14 protein-coding genes and 1 pseudogene are annotated in these 15,543 nt (G+C 62.6%); 4 read left to right on the top strand and 11 right to left on the bottom strand.

The features are described 5' to 3' along the window. The first annotated feature begins 44 nt into the window (after positions 1-44). Complete coding sequence (locus ACFPB1_RS16150; protein WP_379227092.1) at positions 45-683, top strand: pyridoxamine 5'-phosphate oxidase family protein; 639 nt, start codon at positions 45-47, stop codon at positions 681-683. Between the two features lie 101 nt (positions 684-784). Here ACFPB1_RS16150 and ACFPB1_RS16145 read toward each other — a convergent pair whose 3' ends face one another. Then, entirely contained in the window at positions 785-1,570 is a 786-nt protein-coding gene (locus ACFPB1_RS16145) for a helix-turn-helix domain-containing protein (RefSeq protein ID WP_379227090.1), read from the bottom strand. Between the two features lie 222 nt (positions 1,571-1,792). Here ACFPB1_RS16145 and ACFPB1_RS16140 point away from each other — a divergent pair, with 222 nt between their 5' ends. Further along, a complete protein-coding gene (locus tag ACFPB1_RS16140; RefSeq protein ID WP_379227088.1) occupies positions 1,793-3,097 on the top strand; it encodes an aminotransferase class I/II-fold pyridoxal phosphate-dependent enzyme in 1,305 nt (434 codons plus the stop codon). 184 nt (positions 3,098-3,281) lie between these two features. On the opposite strand, the gene ACFPB1_RS16135 is transcribed toward ACFPB1_RS16140, so the two are convergent. The 10 genes and pseudogenes from ACFPB1_RS16135 to ACFPB1_RS16090 form a co-directional block, all read right to left on the bottom strand. Further along, positions 3,282-4,520: an acyltransferase gene (locus ACFPB1_RS16135; protein WP_379227086.1), complete on the bottom strand. Its 1,239-nt coding sequence runs from the start codon at positions 4,518-4,520 to the stop codon at positions 3,282-3,284. Between the two features lie 290 nt (positions 4,521-4,810). Then, positions 4,811-6,142, bottom strand: a complete 1,332-nt coding sequence (locus tag ACFPB1_RS16130) for an LLM class flavin-dependent oxidoreductase (RefSeq protein ID WP_379227084.1) — start codon at positions 6,140-6,142, stop codon at positions 4,811-4,813. A gap of 14 nt (positions 6,143-6,156) precedes the next feature. Continuing rightward, positions 6,157-6,663: a DinB family protein gene (locus ACFPB1_RS16125; RefSeq protein WP_379227082.1), complete on the bottom strand. Its 507-nt coding sequence runs from the start codon at positions 6,661-6,663 to the stop codon at positions 6,157-6,159. 367 nt (positions 6,664-7,030) lie between these two features. Next, on the bottom strand, positions 7,031-8,206 hold the full coding sequence (locus ACFPB1_RS16120) for an amidohydrolase (RefSeq protein WP_379227080.1): 1,176 nt from the start codon (positions 8,204-8,206) through the stop codon (positions 7,031-7,033). A gap of 115 nt (positions 8,207-8,321) precedes the next feature. Further along, complete coding sequence (locus ACFPB1_RS16115) at positions 8,322-9,353, bottom strand: LLM class flavin-dependent oxidoreductase (protein WP_379227078.1); 1,032 nt, start codon at positions 9,351-9,353, stop codon at positions 8,322-8,324. A 21-nt stretch (positions 9,354-9,374) separates the two neighbouring features. Continuing rightward, positions 9,375-10,127 (bottom strand): amino acid ABC transporter ATP-binding protein, encoded by a 753-nt coding sequence (locus ACFPB1_RS16110; protein ID WP_379227076.1) that lies wholly within the window; start codon positions 10,125-10,127, stop codon positions 9,375-9,377. After that, entirely contained in the window at positions 10,124-10,834 is a 711-nt protein-coding gene (locus ACFPB1_RS16105; RefSeq protein ID WP_379227074.1) for an amino acid ABC transporter permease, read from the bottom strand. Before ACFPB1_RS16105 ends, ACFPB1_RS16110 begins: the two co-directional genes overlap by 4 nt. Next, positions 10,835-11,620 carry an amino acid ABC transporter permease gene (locus tag ACFPB1_RS16100; protein ID WP_379227072.1) on the bottom strand — a complete coding sequence of 262 codons (786 nt, stop codon included), beginning with the start codon at positions 11,618-11,620 and terminating at the stop codon, positions 10,835-10,837. 21 nt (positions 11,621-11,641) lie between these two features. Next, a pseudogene (locus ACFPB1_RS16095) lies at positions 11,642-12,520 on the bottom strand (transporter substrate-binding domain-containing protein). A 254-nt stretch (positions 12,521-12,774) separates the two neighbouring features. Beyond that, positions 12,775-13,653: a LysR family transcriptional regulator gene (locus ACFPB1_RS16090; RefSeq protein ID WP_379227070.1), complete on the bottom strand. Its 879-nt coding sequence runs from the start codon at positions 13,651-13,653 to the stop codon at positions 12,775-12,777. Positions 13,654-13,938: 285 nt separating this feature from the next. Here ACFPB1_RS16090 and ACFPB1_RS16085 point away from each other — a divergent pair, with 285 nt between their 5' ends. Together ACFPB1_RS16085 and ACFPB1_RS16080 are read left to right on the top strand one after the other, a co-directional pair. Further along, on the top strand, positions 13,939-14,460 hold the full coding sequence (locus ACFPB1_RS16085) for a GNAT family N-acetyltransferase (protein WP_379227067.1): 522 nt from the start codon (positions 13,939-13,941) through the stop codon (positions 14,458-14,460). Between the two features lie 134 nt (positions 14,461-14,594). Continuing rightward, complete coding sequence (locus ACFPB1_RS16080) at positions 14,595-15,320, top strand: sulfite exporter TauE/SafE family protein (protein ID WP_379227065.1); 726 nt, start codon at positions 14,595-14,597, stop codon at positions 15,318-15,320. Positions 15,321-15,543: the final 223 nt, after the last annotated feature.

Raw genomic sequence — 15,543 nt, 5'->3', positions numbered from 1 at the left:
GCGGTATGCTAGGAGCTATCTTACGAACAACGGAGGCATGCCCTATGCGCAGAACGGAATTCCAAATCGATTCAGACGGCGGACGGGAAGAAATCGAGCGTTTCCTCGCGGAGATGAGCTTCGGCTTTCTCGGGACGGCCGGAGCGGACGGCGCGCCGTCGATGACGCCGCTGAACTACGTCTATTACGGAGGCAAGCTGTATTTCCACGGCAGCCGGATCGGGGAGAAAATGGCGCGGCTGCAGGCGGACCCCCGCGTCACGTTCATGGTCGCCAAGGAGTTCGCGATCATTCCCTCGTACTTCACCGACCCGCTGATGGCGTGCCCGGCGACGGCGTATTTCAAATCGGTGCGGATCGACGGACGGGCCGTCGTCGTGCAGGAGCCCGCGGAAAAAGCGGCCGCGCTGGAAGCGTTCATGCGGAAGCTTCAGCCGGAAGGCGGCTACAAGACGATCGACGCGTCGGACCCCGACTATCTCCCGCGCTTGAAAGGCGTGGCGGTCGTGCGCATCGACCCCGATCGGGTCACCGGCAAGTTCAAGTTCGGGCAGAACCTGAAGCAGCCGGTCCGCGATTCCGTGACGGCGCAGCTGACGGAGCGGGGACTGCCGCTCGACGCGGAGACGGCCGCCCTGATGGAGCGGTATTGCCCGCACGCAAAAGGCATACTCGGCGATTAAAGCCGGCTTCCCGTCCCGCCCCCCCCGCGCCGGACGCTGCTCGTCCCGGCCCCGCGCCAGGACAAAAAAAAGCCCGCCGGCCGATCGGACAGGCGAACCGCCTACCGAATCTCCGACGGGCTTTTGCCCGTGTACTGCTTGAACTGCCGGCTGAAGAAGAAAATATCCCGGTACCCGAGCGCGTCCGCGACCTCCGTCACGTTCATCCCGGCGTGCATGAGCAGATGCTGCGCCCGCTCGATCCGCGTCTTGATCATGTACGACTGCACCGACGAGCCGATCATCTCCTTGAACTTGATGGAGAAGTACCGCGGCGACAGCTGCGCCCGCGCGGCCAAGTCCTCGACGCGGTGTGCGACCCCTGGATTTTGGCGGATGTAGTTGGCAATCTCGTGGATCGCTTCGGTCAGCTGGTTGCTCGCCTTGCGCTCCACCGGTCTCTCCCGGTCCTCGCGCAGGAGGTGGATGATCAGCTGCTTCAGAATCAGCTGCGCCTCCTCTTCGGCGGCGTACGTCTTCACGAGGAACAACCGAACGTAGCGAGAGAGCAGGTATTCGAAGTCCACGGTCTCCTGCAGCACGCGGTACGGCTGCGGGATCATGTCCACCGGCTCCTTGACGTCGAAATGGATGTACGTCAGCACCAGCGGCCGCTGGGGATTGTGCGTCGCGCTCGTGTAATCGCCCGGCCGGAACAGGAAGCAGCTTCCCTTGCCCACGGGCACCGGGACGCCGTTCAGGAGCACTTCCCCGCTGCCGCTCCAGACGTAGAACAAGTCGTAATTGGCGAGCGGCTTCTCGCGTTTCTGCCACTTCCACCCCGGCTCGCAGACGATTTTGGCAAAGGCGGGCTTGAGCTGCAGCGAAGTCGGCGATATGTGAAGCATCCGCGGACGTTCCTCCCCTCGAAAACAATGTCGAAGACATCATACAATACCGCCGAATCCTTTGCCAACTCGTCCCGGAATCCGGACTTGTCATTTTCAAACAATGTTGCGAAATTCGGCAGGCGATCGTGGCCTATCCCCCGCGAAGAGTGGTATAATAGCGACTAAACGGTTTCCGCCTGGAAATCCATTACGAGACCTCCGGAAGGATGAATGAAGTCCATGAACCCACTTGCCCAGCAATTGAACGCGACGATTGAGCGCGAGAACGGTCACGTTTTCTCGATGTTGTCCACACTCGGCAAAGCGATTTATTTTCCGAAAGAAGGCATCTTGAGCCAATCCGCGGAAGCAAAAGCGAAGGCGAAGAAATTCAACGCAACGATCGGCATCGCGATCGAGAACGGTCAGCCGATGCATCTGAAGGTCATTCAAGACACCTTGTCCGCGTATAATCCGAAGGATCTGTACGAATACGCGCCTCCGGCCGGGAAACCCGAGCTGCGCGCGGCATGGCGGACGAAAATGCTGAAGGAAAACCCGTCGCTCGCGAACAAGACGTACGGCAATCCGATCGCGACCAATGCCTTGACCCACGGCCTCAGCATCGTTGCGGACCTGTTCGCGGACGCAGGGGACCCCGTCATCATTCCGAACAAGAACTGGGAAAATTACGAGCTGACCTTCGGCGTGCGCCGCGGGGCGGACATCGTGGAATATCCGCTGTACAATAACGAAAACCGCTTCAACAGCGACGGGCTTCGCGAAGCGCTGCTCGCGCAGAAGAGCAAGGGCAAGGCGATCGTCGTGCTGAACTTCCCGAACAATCCGACGGGCTACACGCCGGGCGCAGAAGAAGGCCGAGCGATCGTGGCGGCGCTGCGCGACGCGGCCGAAGCGGGCATCAACGTCGTGGTCGTCACCGACGACGCGTACTTCGGCCTCTTCTTCGAAGGCTCGATGCACGAATCGCTGTTCGGCCAGCTGGCCGGCCTGCACCCCCGCATCCTCCCGATCAAAGTCGACGGCGCGACGAAGGAAGAGTACGTCTGGGGCTTCCGCGTCGGCTTCATCACGTACGCGGCGGAATCCGAAGCGATTCTGAGCGCGCTGGAGCAGAAGACGCTCGGCATCATCCGCGCGACGATCTCGAGCGGGCCGCACCCGTCGCAGACGTTCGTCCTGAAGGCGCTGCAGTCGCCGGAATTCGAGGCGCAGAAGGAAGAGAAGTACGCGATCATGAAGGGCCGCGCCAACAAAGTGAAGGCGCTGCTCGACGACGGCCGCTACGGCGACGTCTGGTCGTACTACCCGTTCAACTCGGGCTACTTCATGTGCCTGAAGCTGAAGGGCACCGACGCGGAAGCGGTGCGCACGCGCCTGCTCGACGCGTACGGCACCGGCACGATCGCGCTCGGCGAGACCGATCTGCGCGTGGCGTTCTCGTGCATCGAGGAAGAGCATCTCGAAGAGCTGTTCGATACGATCTATAAGGCCGTGCAGGAGGTTGCGGTGGCGACCCAATAAGGCTCCGGTTTCGGGCCGGGCGCTCCCATGTGCTTCGCACCAAGGTCGCTTCCATTCGCAAAACCTACGCTAGGATTTTCGAGGCTCGCCATATGGCGGGCTCGCCTATCGGCAACATCATCAACCAACTCAAAGAAGCAGTCGCGAGCATTCCGCGCTGCTTCTTTGCCGTTATCGATGCGCTTTACTCCGTCGCCTCTTGCAGCCGTACATCGGCCGCGGCCTCTTCCTCCGCTTCGGCTTTCGGCTTCGGGCCGAATTTGGCCGGTGCCGGGCCGAGGACGAGCCAGGCGCCGGGGACGTAGCGGTGAGCCGGCAGCAGGACGAGCAGCGAAGCGCCCAGCGCGAAGACGAATCCACCCGCCGTCCAGAGATGGTAGATCAGCGGCGTGGCGCTGGCCGGGGGATGCCGGTGGTACAGCAGCAGGAAGAACGGATGCACGAGATAGATGCCGAACGACAAGGCGCCCAGATCCGCGAGGGCGGCGGCCGGCTTTCGTGCCTTCCTTCCGTTTCCCAGCTGGATGCAAGCCCCGAGAAGCATCAGCGTCGTCATGAGCGTGAACAGGTTGTAGCCGATCTCGAACCAATACCCCTCCGGCACCGCTCCGCCGGACCGATACGCAACATGCATCCGGAGGAACCCGGCGGCCGCGGCGAGCCACAGCGCCGCGCCAAGCGCGAACCGCAGCTTTCCGCCGCGGCCCCGGCTCTGTTCGCCGATGCCGAGCCAAGACTTGAGCGCGTTCGGCCTCATGCCCCCGTAGGCGCCGAGCAGGAAGGCCGCGAAGTACGTGAGCGACCAGCTGCCCTTCGCCTCGAGATGCCAGACATTCAGGTGCAGCAGATAGAACGCCCACTGCACGGCGAAGCCGAGCGGCACGGCCGCTGCGGCCGGCAGGCGGAGCTTGCGGAACACCAGCAGCAGCAGCGGGAAGAGCGCGTACAGCTGAATCGTAATGATCACATAATACAAGTGCGGGTAGGCGCCGCCGTTCAGCGCATGCTTCCCGAACCGGCCCAGCATGTCGGACGGCTCCCAAGAGCGGTGCTTCAGCGCGGAGGCGGCCAGCTCGTAGCCGAGCGAGACCCAAATGTACGGCACGACGAGCTGTTTCAGCCGCTTCACGTAAAACGCCCCGAGCCCGGACCACGACATCGGCCGGCCGGCATAATTGTAGAAGAGCACGAACCCCGTCAAAAAGATAAACGCCGGCACGCAAAACAGCGAAAACGCGTTAAGCGCGACGTACGCGTCCCGGACCCAGGAATTTTGCACCGCGACCACCGCCGAAGACGTGGCATGCACCGTCAGCACGCCGAGAATCGCGAGGCCGCGCAGCATCTCCAGTTCCGGCAGCCGTTCTTTGCGATTCGACGCCGCCGCTTCCTTCGCATCTATTGTTCTTTGCAGGTCCGCCACCTCCGTTACGCAGCGCGATTTTCAGGACTACCTCTCTATACTGTTTCATTTATGATTTGAAACTATGAGCGGCAGGGGAATGATGGAAATATTGCTTCGTTCCGCTTCGTTCCGCTTCGTTCCGCTTCGAAGGCTTACCTGCCGCGCTCAAAGCGAGGCAAAGCGCACGCTGCAAGAGGGTTGAACACGGATTGAACGTTCGCTGAATGGCGGCCTCCATTTCCGCCCAACGAAAAACAAGCAGCTCCAACAGGCCGTTCGGCCTTCGAAGCTGCTTGCTGCCCGTATGCTTAAATCGACGCATTTGCCTTCGCGTACCGGTTCTCCGGGATCGGCAGGCCGAGATTGCCGCGTAGAGTATCGCTCTCGTACGCCGTCCGGAACAGCCCGCGCCGCTGCAGGATCGGCACGACGAGATCGACGAAGTCCGAGAGTCCGTTCGGCACGGCCTCGGCCAGCATGAAGCCATCGGCGGCGCCGCGCACGAACCATTCCTCGATGAGGTCCGCGACGCGCTCCGGCGTGCCGATGAATGTGCTGCGCGGCGTCGCGGCCTGAAGCGCGGCCTGGCGCAGCGTCAAGCCGCGTTCTTTGGCGTCTTTCTTAATCTTGTCCGTGGCGCTCCGGAAGCTGTTGCGTCCGAGCTCGCCGAGTTCCGGGAACGGCTCGTCGAGCGGATATTGCGTGAAATCGTGGTGTTCGAAAAACCGGCCGAGGTAATTGAGCGCGGTTTCGATCGTGACGAGGCTCGCGACCTCCTGGTATTTGCGCTCCGCATCCTCCTCCGTCGCGCCGACGATCGGCCCGATACCCGGGAAGACAAGCACCTCGTCCGCCGAACGGCCGAACGCGACCGCCCGCGACTTTACGTCCTGGTAGAACGCGATCGCGTCCTCGATCGTCTCATGCCCCGTGAAGATCGCGTCGGCTTCCTTGGCCGCGTAATTTTTGCCGACCTCGGAGGCGCCCGCCTGGAAAATCACCGGCTGGCCCTGCTTGGAGCGCGCGATGTTGAGCGGCCCCTTCACCGAGAAGAACTCGCCCTCGTGGTTCAGCGGATGCACCTTCGCGGGGTCGAAGAAGGCGCCGGACGCCTTATCCCGCACGAACGCGTCGTCCTCCCAGGAATCCCACAGCCCTCGCGTCACCTGCAAATATTCCGTCGCGATCCGGTAGCGGAGATCATGCTCGGGATGCTCCTTCTTGCCGTAGTTCAGCGCCGAACCCTCGAGCGGCGACGTCACGATGTTCCACCCGGCGCGGCCGCCGCTCAGCATATCCAGCGAAGCGAACTGGCGCGCGACCGTGAACGGCTCGCTGTACGACGTCGAGAGCGTGGCGACGAGACCGATGTTCGTGCTCGCCGACGCCAGCGCGCTCAGCAGCGTAAGCGGCTCGAAGCGGTTTAGGAAATGCGGGATCGATTTCTCGTTAATGTACAAGCCGTCCGCGATAAAGATCAGATCCAGCTTGCCTTCTTCGGCTTTCCGCACCCAGCTCTTGTACAGTTCGATATTGACGCTGGCGTCCGGCAGCGTGTCGGGATGCCGCCACATGGCGGGATTGCCTCCGACGCCGTGAAGCAAGGCGCCGAGCTTCAATTGCTTACGGGAGTTGCTCATCGTATTCTCCTCCTTCATGTTCGCGGACGGACCGCGCTGCGATCACACGACGGCGTAGGCCAGCGCGAGCGTTCGATCTGCCCGATATGGTTCAGCACATGCTTGACGAAGCCCCAGACGACGTCGCGAAGCGAAACGGTTTCGCCCTTGGCGTTCAGGCCCGTCTTCGCCCAGTCCTCCGGCGCAAGCCGCTTGAGCAGGTACAGGTTATATGTCAGATACGCGTCGTAAAACGCGAGAATATCCGAGGCGGCGCTTTCGTTCGCGCGCGTGGACGCGACCCACGCGTTCTGATCGAAGGCCGGGAGCTTCGCCCCCGACGCCGATAAAATCTCGCGGATCCGGAAGCCGACGACGATCGCGTGGTCCGTCAGATGCGACAGCACCTCCGTCACGCTCCACACGCCCGGCGCAGCCTTCCACGTCAACTGGTCCTCGGTCAAATCCGCGACTTTCGCCTTCAATTGCTTATGCAGCTCGGAATAGTCGAATAACAGCGTTTCGATAGAATTGGCGGTCATGAACAAACCTCCTCAAGTTTTTCGGCGAAGCTAGAGTCGATTCTTTTCGACTCGTTGAGAAAAACAGCTTCGTAAGCATAACTTCGTTTTTCGGCGAAGCTAGAGTCGATTCTTTTCGACCCGTTGAGAAAAACAGCTTCGTAAGCATAAACTTCGTTTTTCGGCGAAGCTAGAGTCGATTCTTTTCGACTCGTTGAGAAAAACAGCTTCGTAAGCATAAACTTCGTTTTTCGGCGAAGCTAGAGTCGATTCTTTTCGACTCGTTGAGAAAAACAGCTTCGTAAGCATAAACTTCGTTTTTCGGCGAAGCTAGAGTCGATTCTTTTCGACTCGTCAAGAAAAACAGCTTCGTAAGCATAATCCTGTATCACTCGATGCCATTCTCCCTGAGCTCCAGCAGCGCCCCCTCTGCCAAGCCGGCGAAGAACCGCGCGCTCGGCAGCAGCGCCCGTTCGTCGAGATCGAACGCGGGATGATGCCATTCCCAGCTCCCCGACGTACCCATGAAGACGAAGAGGCCCGGCACTTCCCGCTGGTAGAACGCGAAGTCCTCGCCCGCCGGCGACGGCAACGGCACGACCGCCTCCAACCCGGCGTCCGCGGCGGCCCGCAGCGCGAGCGGCACAAGCGACGCGTCGTTCGTCACCGGCGGCGGACCCTGCACCCAGCGGACCTCCGCCGTGGTGCCGCAAGCCGCCGCGACGCCCTCCACCACTTCGCGGAACCGCCGCAGCACATGCTCGCGGACGCCCTCGTCGAACGTGCGGATCGTGCCGTCGAGCACCGCTTTGTCCGGAATGACGTTCCAGGCGGTGCCGCTGTGCAGCTTCGTGACGCTGACGACCGCGCTCTGCAGCGGCCCGATGCTGCGGCTCACGATCGTTTGCAGCGCCGTAATGATGTGCGCGGCAGCGACGATCGGGTCGATCCCCGCTTCCGGCACCGCCGCGTGCGAGCCGCGCCCCGCGACCTCCACGACGAACCCGTCCGCGGCCGCCATGAGCGGACCTTCCTTGATGCCGACCGCGCCGACCGGCAGGTCAGGCTTGTTGTGCATGCCGAATACGGCGCGCACGCCCGCGAGCGCACCGGCGGCGATCAGCTGCTGCGCGCCCTTGGCCTTCTCTTCGGCCGGCTGGAACAGCAGCCGGACCGTGCCGCGCAGCTCGGACTCGCGCGCCTTCAGCAGCAGCGCCGCGCCGATGATCGCCGCGGCATGAAAATCATGGCCGCACGCGTGCATCCGCCCCGGCGTCCGCGAAGCGAACGGCAGGCCGGTCTCCTCCTGGACCGGCAGCGCGTCGATGTCCGCGCGGACCGCCACGACCGGCCCCGGCCGAAGCCCGCCGATCTCCCCGATCACGCCGGTCCGCAAGCCGTAATCCAGTACCCGGATGCCCGCGTCCTCCAGCCAGCGCCGAATGGACGCCGTCGTTTCGAACTCCTCCAGCGACAGCTCCGGATTCCGGTGCAGCTCGCGCCGGATGGCGACCAGCCGGGCTTCCAGTTCGGCCAGGCTATCCTCCGTAAATCGTTCCGCCATGTCCTGCTCCTCCTTCCGATCGGCATCGGTCGCCCGATCGCAGCCGCTTCCGCCGCCGCCCCGCACGCGTCCCGAGCGCCGGCCGGCGTCCTTCCCATCCGGGCTCGTACGCCGGTTATACCGCTTCCGACGCGGACGCGGCCGGCACCTCCGCGAACGCTTCCTTCAGCAGCTCGAACGAGCGCAGCCGCTTCCCGAAATCCGGCACGTTCGTCGTGACGATGAACTCCTCCACGCCGAATTTCCGCTGCAGCTCGAGCAGCTTGGCGCGTACCGTTTCCTTGGTGCCCTTCGTAATCTCGGGCGCCTTCACCTCGATCCGGTACTTCTCGTTCGACTGCCTGCCGTACTCCTCCGCCTGCTCGATCGTGCCGACGGTCAGCGTCCTGCCGCTGGCCAGATGGATCTTGACCAGCTGATGGTCGCCGGCCAGACGTTCCGCTTCCTCGTCGGTGTCCGCGACGACGGCGGCCAGCGCGAAGAGCGCCTGCGGCTCCCGCCCGCGCTCCCGGTTGAACTGCCCGCGGTAAGCCGCGAACGCGGCGAGCGCGACCTCCTCGTCACCGTTGATGAACTGCGAGAACACGTACGGCAAGCCGAGCGAAGCGGCGATTTGGGCGCTGCCGACGCTCGTGCCGAGCACGTACAGCTCCGGCGCCGTCTCCGGCGCTGGGGAAGCCTTCAGCCCCGCGAGCGGATGGTCCGCTTCCAGCCGGTCGTGGATGAACTTCTCGAGCTCGATGATTTTGTCCGTCAGCGAAAGGGGATCCTGAATGCCGCGCTGCAGCGCCTGCGTCGACCGCGGCAGCCCGCCCGGCGCGCGCCCGATGCCGAGATCGACGCGGCCCGGCGCCAGCGATGCCAGCACGTTGAAATTTTCCGCTACTTTGTACGGACTGTAATGCTGCAGCATGATACCGCCCGAGCCGATCACGATCCGCTCCGTCTTGGCAAGCAGATGCGAGATCAACACCTCCGGGGACGACCCGCCGACATGCTCGGAATCGTGATGCTCCGACACCCACAGCCTCCGGTAACCGAGCGCCTCCGCCCGCTTCGCCAGCGCCACCGAATGCCGGAACGCTTCCGTCGCCGTCTCCCCCGGATAAATCGGCGTTTGATCCAAGATGCTCAAAATGATGCCCATTGCTTTCCCCTCCTGATGACGTTAGATGGAATAGGCCGGCTCCGGCATGATCCGTTTCAAAAACTGCTTCGTCCGCTCCTCGCGCGGATGGTTGAAAATCTCCTTCGGCTCCCCTTCCTCGACGATGAAGCCGCCGTCCATGAACACGACGCGGTTCGCCACGTCCCGGGCAAAGCCCATCTCGTGCGTGACGACGATCATCGTAATGCCCTCCTTCGCGATCCGGCGGATGACCGCCAGCACCTCGCCGACCAGCTCGGGGTCGAGCGCCGACGTCGGCTCGTCGAACAAGATCACCTCCGGGTTCAGCGCCAATGCCCGGGCGATGCCCACACGCTGCTGCTGGCCGCCGGAGAGCTGGCTCGGATACGCGTCCAGCTTCTCGCCGAGGCCGACTTTCTCCAGCACCTCGACGCTGCGCCGGCGCGCGGTCTCCTTCGGCATGCGCTGCACGACGACGAGCCCTTCCATGACGTTCTCGAGCACCGTTTTGTGGCGGAACAGGTTGTAATGCTGGAATACCATCGCCGTCTTGCCCCGCAGCGCGTGGATCTCCTTCTTGCCCGCGCGGGCGCAGTCAACCTCGAGATCGCCGATCGCGATCCGGCCGTCCCCGGGACGCTCCAGATAATTGATGCAGCGGAGCAGGGTCGTTTTGCCGGAGCCGCTCGGCCCTAGAATGACGACGACCTCGCCCTTCTCCACTTTGAGATCGATGCCCTGCAGTACCTGCTGCTTGCCGAACGATTTCGTAATGCCCGTCAGCTTGATCATGCGACGCCACCTCGATTGTACAGATTGATCCGCTTCTCCAGCAGCAGCGCGGCCCGTTCGATGAGCACCGTCAATCCCCAGAAAATCACGGCCGTGGCCAAATACGCCTCGAAAAACTTCCAGTTCGTCGACGCCACGATCTGCGCCTTCGCGAAGAGCTCCACGACCGAGACGGTAAACGCAAGCGTCGACGCGTGCAGCATGCCGATGACCGAATTCGCCAGGTTCGGGATGCTCGCGGCCAGCGCCTGCGGAAACACGATCCGGCGAATCGCCTGCGGCGTCGTCATGCCGACGGAGTACGCCGCTTCGAGCTGACCGCGATTGACGGTAAGCAAGCCGGAGCGCACGACCTCGGACATGTAGCCGCCCGCCGTGATGGAGAAGGCGAGGAACGCGAAATCAATCATCGGGATGGACGCCGAACGGAAGCCGAGCCCGAGCTGCGTACTGGCCCCGTCGATGAGAAGCGGCAGCCCGAAGTAGATGATCAGCAGATGCGTCAGCATCGGCGTGCCGCGGATGAACGTGACGTACGCGGCCGCGATCGGATTCAGGAAGGGCACCTTGTAGATGCGGATGAACGCGATCGCCGTGCCGATCACGAAGCCGCACAGCACCGACACCGCCGTGATGAGCAGCGTCGTCGGAATGACGGGAAGCAGCTTCAGGAACGCCTCCCAGATGAACGAAGGATCGAGTTTCATTTACCGTGCCTCCTCACCGAATCGGACATTGCGCCGCTCGCGGGCGAAAAACTGCCGCAGGCGGCCGGCCCGTTCCCGCCGCGGCGACGACTCGGACGGTCTGTTCTCATACCGCTGCAGGCGCCGCTCCAAGATCAGCAGCAGCCGCTCCAGCACGATGCTGATGACGAGATAGACCAGGGCGAGCGAGATATAGCTTTCGACGAAATGGTTCGTCAGCGACGCCAGCGACTGCGACTTGCCGGTCATCTCCATCACGCCGAGCGAAAAGGCGAGCGACGTGTCCTTCAGCAGCGCCAGGACGACGTTTGAGAGCACCGGTACCGCGATCGCGAGCGCCTGCGGCATCACGATGCGGGTGAATGCCTGATAGCCCGACATGCCGACGGCATACGCAGCTTCCACCTGCCCCCGGTCGACGGAGGCGACCGCCGAGCGGATCGTCTCCGAGACGTAGGCGCCGGTATGCAGCCCGTAGGTCAGGATGACGAACAGCAGCACGGGTGCCCGGCTAAGGTCGAGATGAACGAGCTTCAGCACCTCCGGCAAGCCGTAATAGAACAGGAACAGCTGGATCAGGATCGGCGTGCCCCGGAAGAAGGACGCGTACAGCTGCGATATCCGCTGCAGCACCGGCACCTTGTAGAGACGGGGGAGCGCCGCGAGCAGGCCGACGATCAGCCCTGTCAGCAGCGATCCGGCCACGATGAACAGCGTGGTCTGCAGCGTGCCCGCCAGCTTGGGGATAAAGGTGAAGATAAAGCCGATATCGAACTTCTCGCCCATCTTCCTTTCCCTCCTCCAACCTTAGTCTTGCGTGTAGTCGGCGCCGAGCCATTGCACGCTCAGCTTGCTCAGCGTGCCGTCCGCCTTGATTTCCTTAAGCGCGCCGTCCACGGCGTCCGCCAGCTTCTGTTCGTCCGGATCGTCCTTGCGGAACACGAATTGCACGTCCGCTTCCTCCAGCGCGTCTCCGACCGATTGCAGCGTGCCCTGCGGATCGATCAGGGACAGCATGAAGTCCGCACCCAGCGTCGCGTCCACGCGGCCCGTCGTCAGCTGGCTCACCGTATCGTTGGCCGCCCCGTTCGTATAGACGATCTTGATCGCGTCGCCGTTCGATTTATTGTACGTCTCGAGCAGCGTCGCTTAAGCGCTCGTCGCGGTCGTCAGCACCTTCTTGCCCTTCAGGTCGTCCAAATTGGTGAAAGCCGACTTGGTGTCCTTCGGCACGATAATTTTCGTCTTCCAATGCGCATAGGCTTCTTTATTGAACAGGTACTTCGCTGCCCGGTCCGGATTCTGCTCCATCTCGTGCGCCACGAAGTCGATCTTCTTCGTCTCGAGGCTGAGCAGCAGATTGGAGAAATCCATCGTTTGGAACTCGAATTCGTAGCCGGGCAGCCGTTTGTCGATCTCTTTCACGAGTTCGACGTCGAAGCCGGTCAGCTTGCCGTTCTCGTCGAGGAAGCATACCTTCGGAAACTTCGTGCCCGTGCCGACGATGATTTTTTTGACGCTTGCCGCGTCGGTCCCGCCGCCCACCGACGCACTATCCGACTGTTGATTGCCGCCGGACGCGTTCGCGCCGGCTTCGCTCGCTTCGTTCTTCGAGCCGCAGCCCGCGACCGTGACCGCCATCGCCACCATTGCCGCACCTGCCATGCCGACCCATGTCTTTTTCATGTCCCTCTACCTCCGCGTGTTTGAAAGTTCCCTTGGCCATGCCGGCCATAAAGCCGTTCGCGGACCTCCACAGGTATGGTCGATCGCCGGCAATCGTTAACTTTATAATTCCAATAGATTTAATCGGAATTGGGTCGAAACTAATTTATCATTCCGCTTCCCGGCGGTCAATCCGGTTTTCAATAGAGATTTTCTATGCATCGATGGAGAGATTCGATCGGTCGAGGGCGCTCTCGATCCCATTCGGCCGGCGGTCAGCCGAAGAGCGTCCGGCCGATCTCGAGCAGCGATTCCGTGAACAGCGAATGTTCCCCGTGGCGCGCGATGAGATTGGTCTGCAGCGCAATGCCGTTCATCTCCTCGAACTCGATCGGGAACAGACGCCGCGCGCGCACCTCCTCCTCCACGCACAGCCCGGGCAGGAAGCAGATGCCGGCGCGCTCGAGTACGAGCTTCTTCGCCGACTCGGAATTATCGACCAAGTATTCGATGTTCGGCTGGCGGTCGAGGCTGTCGAACACCCGATGCACCCGCATCCAGTCGAGCGACCCGCATTCGAAGAAGACGAGCGGCTGGCCGCCGATCTCTTCGATCGGCACGGCCGCTTTCCGCGTGAACGGATGCCCTTCGTAGACGTACAGCTTGATAGGATCCTCGAAAAATTTATACGAGATCAGGGTCGGATGCGCCACCTTGCGCACGAATGCGAGGTCGATCTCCTTGCCCATCAGCTTGTTCACGAGATCGTCCGTGCCCGCCGTCGTCAGCTTGATGTGGATTTCCGGAAACCGCTGCTTGAGCCGGGGAAGCAGGCTCGGAATGAGGTAGTTCGACACGGATACGGTCGCGCCGATCCGCAGCTCGTGCGGAATCGTTTTGCGCTGCTGCATGTGCAGCTTGCCCTTCTGGAACGTCTGCATGATCTGCTGGGCGTAAGGCAGAAACTGCTTCCCCTTCTCGGTGAGCGCGATTTGCTTGCCCAGCCGGTCGAAGAGCTTGCAGTCCAGCTCCCGCTCCAGCGTCTGAATGCGGGCCGTGACGGACGGCTGGGACAGAAACAGCACCTCGGCCGCTTTATTGAAGCTCCCGTAATGGTTCACGTAGACGAAGGCTTCGATGTTCTCGATGTTCATTGCCGCAACTCCTCATTTAATATTATTCACATGCGCGAACTAGGAATTAATTGATTGTATTCTAAGCCCATTGCTTCACGGGCGTCAATTCCGGCTTGCGTATCCGGGACCGTAGGAAGAGCGGCGTCAGGCCGGCTTGTCATTTCGGCAGCGAGATCGATCGGGATTTTCAATCGGTGCATCGAACTTTTATATACCCCATTCCGTCACTCGGAATTTGAAGCGTATAGTGGAGTTACACGACAAGGCTCCTTGCGGGGCCGAACGAACAAGGGGGAATTCGCAATGGGAATCACGATTCGGGATGCGACGGAAGCGGACCGCGACGCGGTCGTCCGGGTCAGCATCGAAGCGTATGCGCAATATTCGGAGACGCTGTCTCCGGAGAGGTGGGCGTCGTACCGCGATTCGATTCTCACTTCCTTCGATAATCCGGGCGTCGCGGCCAGGATCGTCGCGGAAGAAGACGGCCGCATCGTCGGCTCCGCGCAGCTCTTCCTCGATTCGGCTTCCGCCTACGGCAATCCGGAGCTCGGCATTGCGAACCCGATCATCCGCCTCATCGCCGTGCCGCCCGAGCACCGGGGCAAAGGGATCGCGACGGCGCTCATCCGCGAAGCCGCCGCCCGGGCGGCCCGGCAAGGCGCGGACTGGCTGAACCTGCATACGTCGGATATGATGGCCTCCGCGGTCCGGCTCTACGAGCGGCTCGGCTTCGAGCGCGCCTTCGACACCGACATTCATAACGGCGAGACGCTCGTCAAGGGCTACCGGCTGAACGTGAACCAAAGAGCCGCTACGCTCTGAGACGGCGTATGACCTCCCGACCGGCCCCGCTGATTTTCCGCTCTCATCGACAAGCGGCTTGTGGTAGGATGAATAGCGTAGACATCGAAGAACCGCCGGCGCCGCGCCGGCGGTTGAAACGGGAGTGCTGAAGGTTGGAAACGTATTTGTTCGTCCTGCTCGTCGGCCTAGCGGCGGGCACGATCAGCGGCGTCATCGGGACGGGCTCGTCCATTATGCTGCTGCCGGTGCTCGTCATCGCCTTCGGGCCCAAGCAAGCCGTGCCGATCATGGCGGTCGCCGCCGTCATGGCGAACGTCTCGCGCGTATGGGCCTGGCGGCGCGAGATCGATTGGAAAGCGTGCGGCGCTTACGCCGCGGCCGGCATCCCCGCCGCCGCGCTCGGCGCCCGGACGCTGTGGACGCTGCCGGCGCATGCCGTCGACGTCGGGCTTGGCGTGTTCTTCCTCGCCATGATTCCGGCGAAGCGCTGGCTGGACAAGCGCCGGCTGCGCATCCGGCTCTGGCAGCTCGCCGCCGCCGGCGCCGTCATCGGCTTCCTGACCGGCATCGTCCTCTCGACGGGACCGCTCAGCGTCCCGGCGTTCACGGCGTACGGCCTGGCCAAGGGCGCGTTCCTCGCGACGGAAGCCGCCGGCTCCTTCGCCCTCTACCTGAGCAAGGCGGCGACGTTCCGCGAGCTCGGCGCCCTGCCGCCGAGCGTCGTCCTGCAAGGGCTCCTCGTCGGCAGCTCGCTCATGCTCGGCACGTTCGCGTCGAAGCGCTTCGTCAGCCGCATGAGCGCCGCCTCGTTCCGGCACGTGCTCGATCTGCTGCTCCTATGCTCCGGCGCGGCCATGCTTTGGACGGCGCTGACATAAGCCGCGCCGCGAGCGCGCCAAAAAAGCCCCGAGGTTCAATAAATCCTCGGGGCTTTTGGTCTGCATCACGCTTCGGAGGATCGACCCTCAAATTCCGCCCGCGCAGGTTTTGAGGCCGGGAGCGACTTTGGTGCGCAGCACCACGGGAGCGCCCGGCCCAAAACCGGAGCTTCGCGCTTCGGAGGATCGGCCCTCAAATTCGCCCGCGCAGGTTTTGAGGCCG

Source organism: Paenibacillus sp. GCM10023250 (genome assembly GCF_042653205.1).
Lineage (GTDB): Bacteria > Bacillota > Bacilli > Paenibacillales > Paenibacillaceae > Paenibacillus_Z.
Note: the sequence above shows the minus strand (reverse complement) of the source record. Positions and strands in the feature narration are given on the sequence as shown.

Bases quoted from the DNA above. Each gene is read 5' to 3' on its own strand.
- ACFPB1_RS16130 (WP_379227084.1), bottom strand. From the start codon at position 6,142: ATGAGCAACTCCCGTAAGCAATTGAAGCTCGGCGCCTTGCTTCACGGC.
- ACFPB1_RS16140 (WP_379227088.1), top strand. From the start codon at position 1,793: ATGAACCCACTTGCCCAGCAATTGAACGCGACGATTGAGCGCGAGAAC.
- ACFPB1_RS16110 (WP_379227076.1), bottom strand. From the start codon at position 10,127: ATGATCAAGCTGACGGGCATTACGAAATCGTTCGGCAAGCAGCAGGTA.
- ACFPB1_RS16090 (WP_379227070.1), bottom strand. From the start codon at position 13,653: ATGAACATCGAGAACATCGAAGCCTTCGTCTACGTGAACCATTACGGG.
- ACFPB1_RS16125 (WP_379227082.1), bottom strand. From the start codon at position 6,663: ATGACCGCCAATTCTATCGAAACGCTGTTATTCGACTATTCCGAGCTG.
- ACFPB1_RS16100 (WP_379227072.1), bottom strand. From the start codon at position 11,620: ATGGGCGAGAAGTTCGATATCGGCTTTATCTTCACCTTTATCCCCAAG.
- ACFPB1_RS16150 (WP_379227092.1), top strand. From the start codon at position 45: ATGCGCAGAACGGAATTCCAAATCGATTCAGACGGCGGACGGGAAGAA.
- ACFPB1_RS16085 (WP_379227067.1), top strand. From the start codon at position 13,939: ATGGGAATCACGATTCGGGATGCGACGGAAGCGGACCGCGACGCGGTC.
- ACFPB1_RS16105 (WP_379227074.1), bottom strand. From the start codon at position 10,834: ATGAAACTCGATCCTTCGTTCATCTGGGAGGCGTTCCTGAAGCTGCTT.
- ACFPB1_RS16120 (WP_379227080.1), bottom strand. From the start codon at position 8,206: ATGGCGGAACGATTTACGGAGGATAGCCTGGCCGAACTGGAAGCCCGG.
- ACFPB1_RS16115 (WP_379227078.1), bottom strand. From the start codon at position 9,353: ATGGGCATCATTTTGAGCATCTTGGATCAAACGCCGATTTATCCGGGG.
- ACFPB1_RS16145 (WP_379227090.1), bottom strand. From the start codon at position 1,570: ATGCTTCACATATCGCCGACTTCGCTGCAGCTCAAGCCCGCCTTTGCC.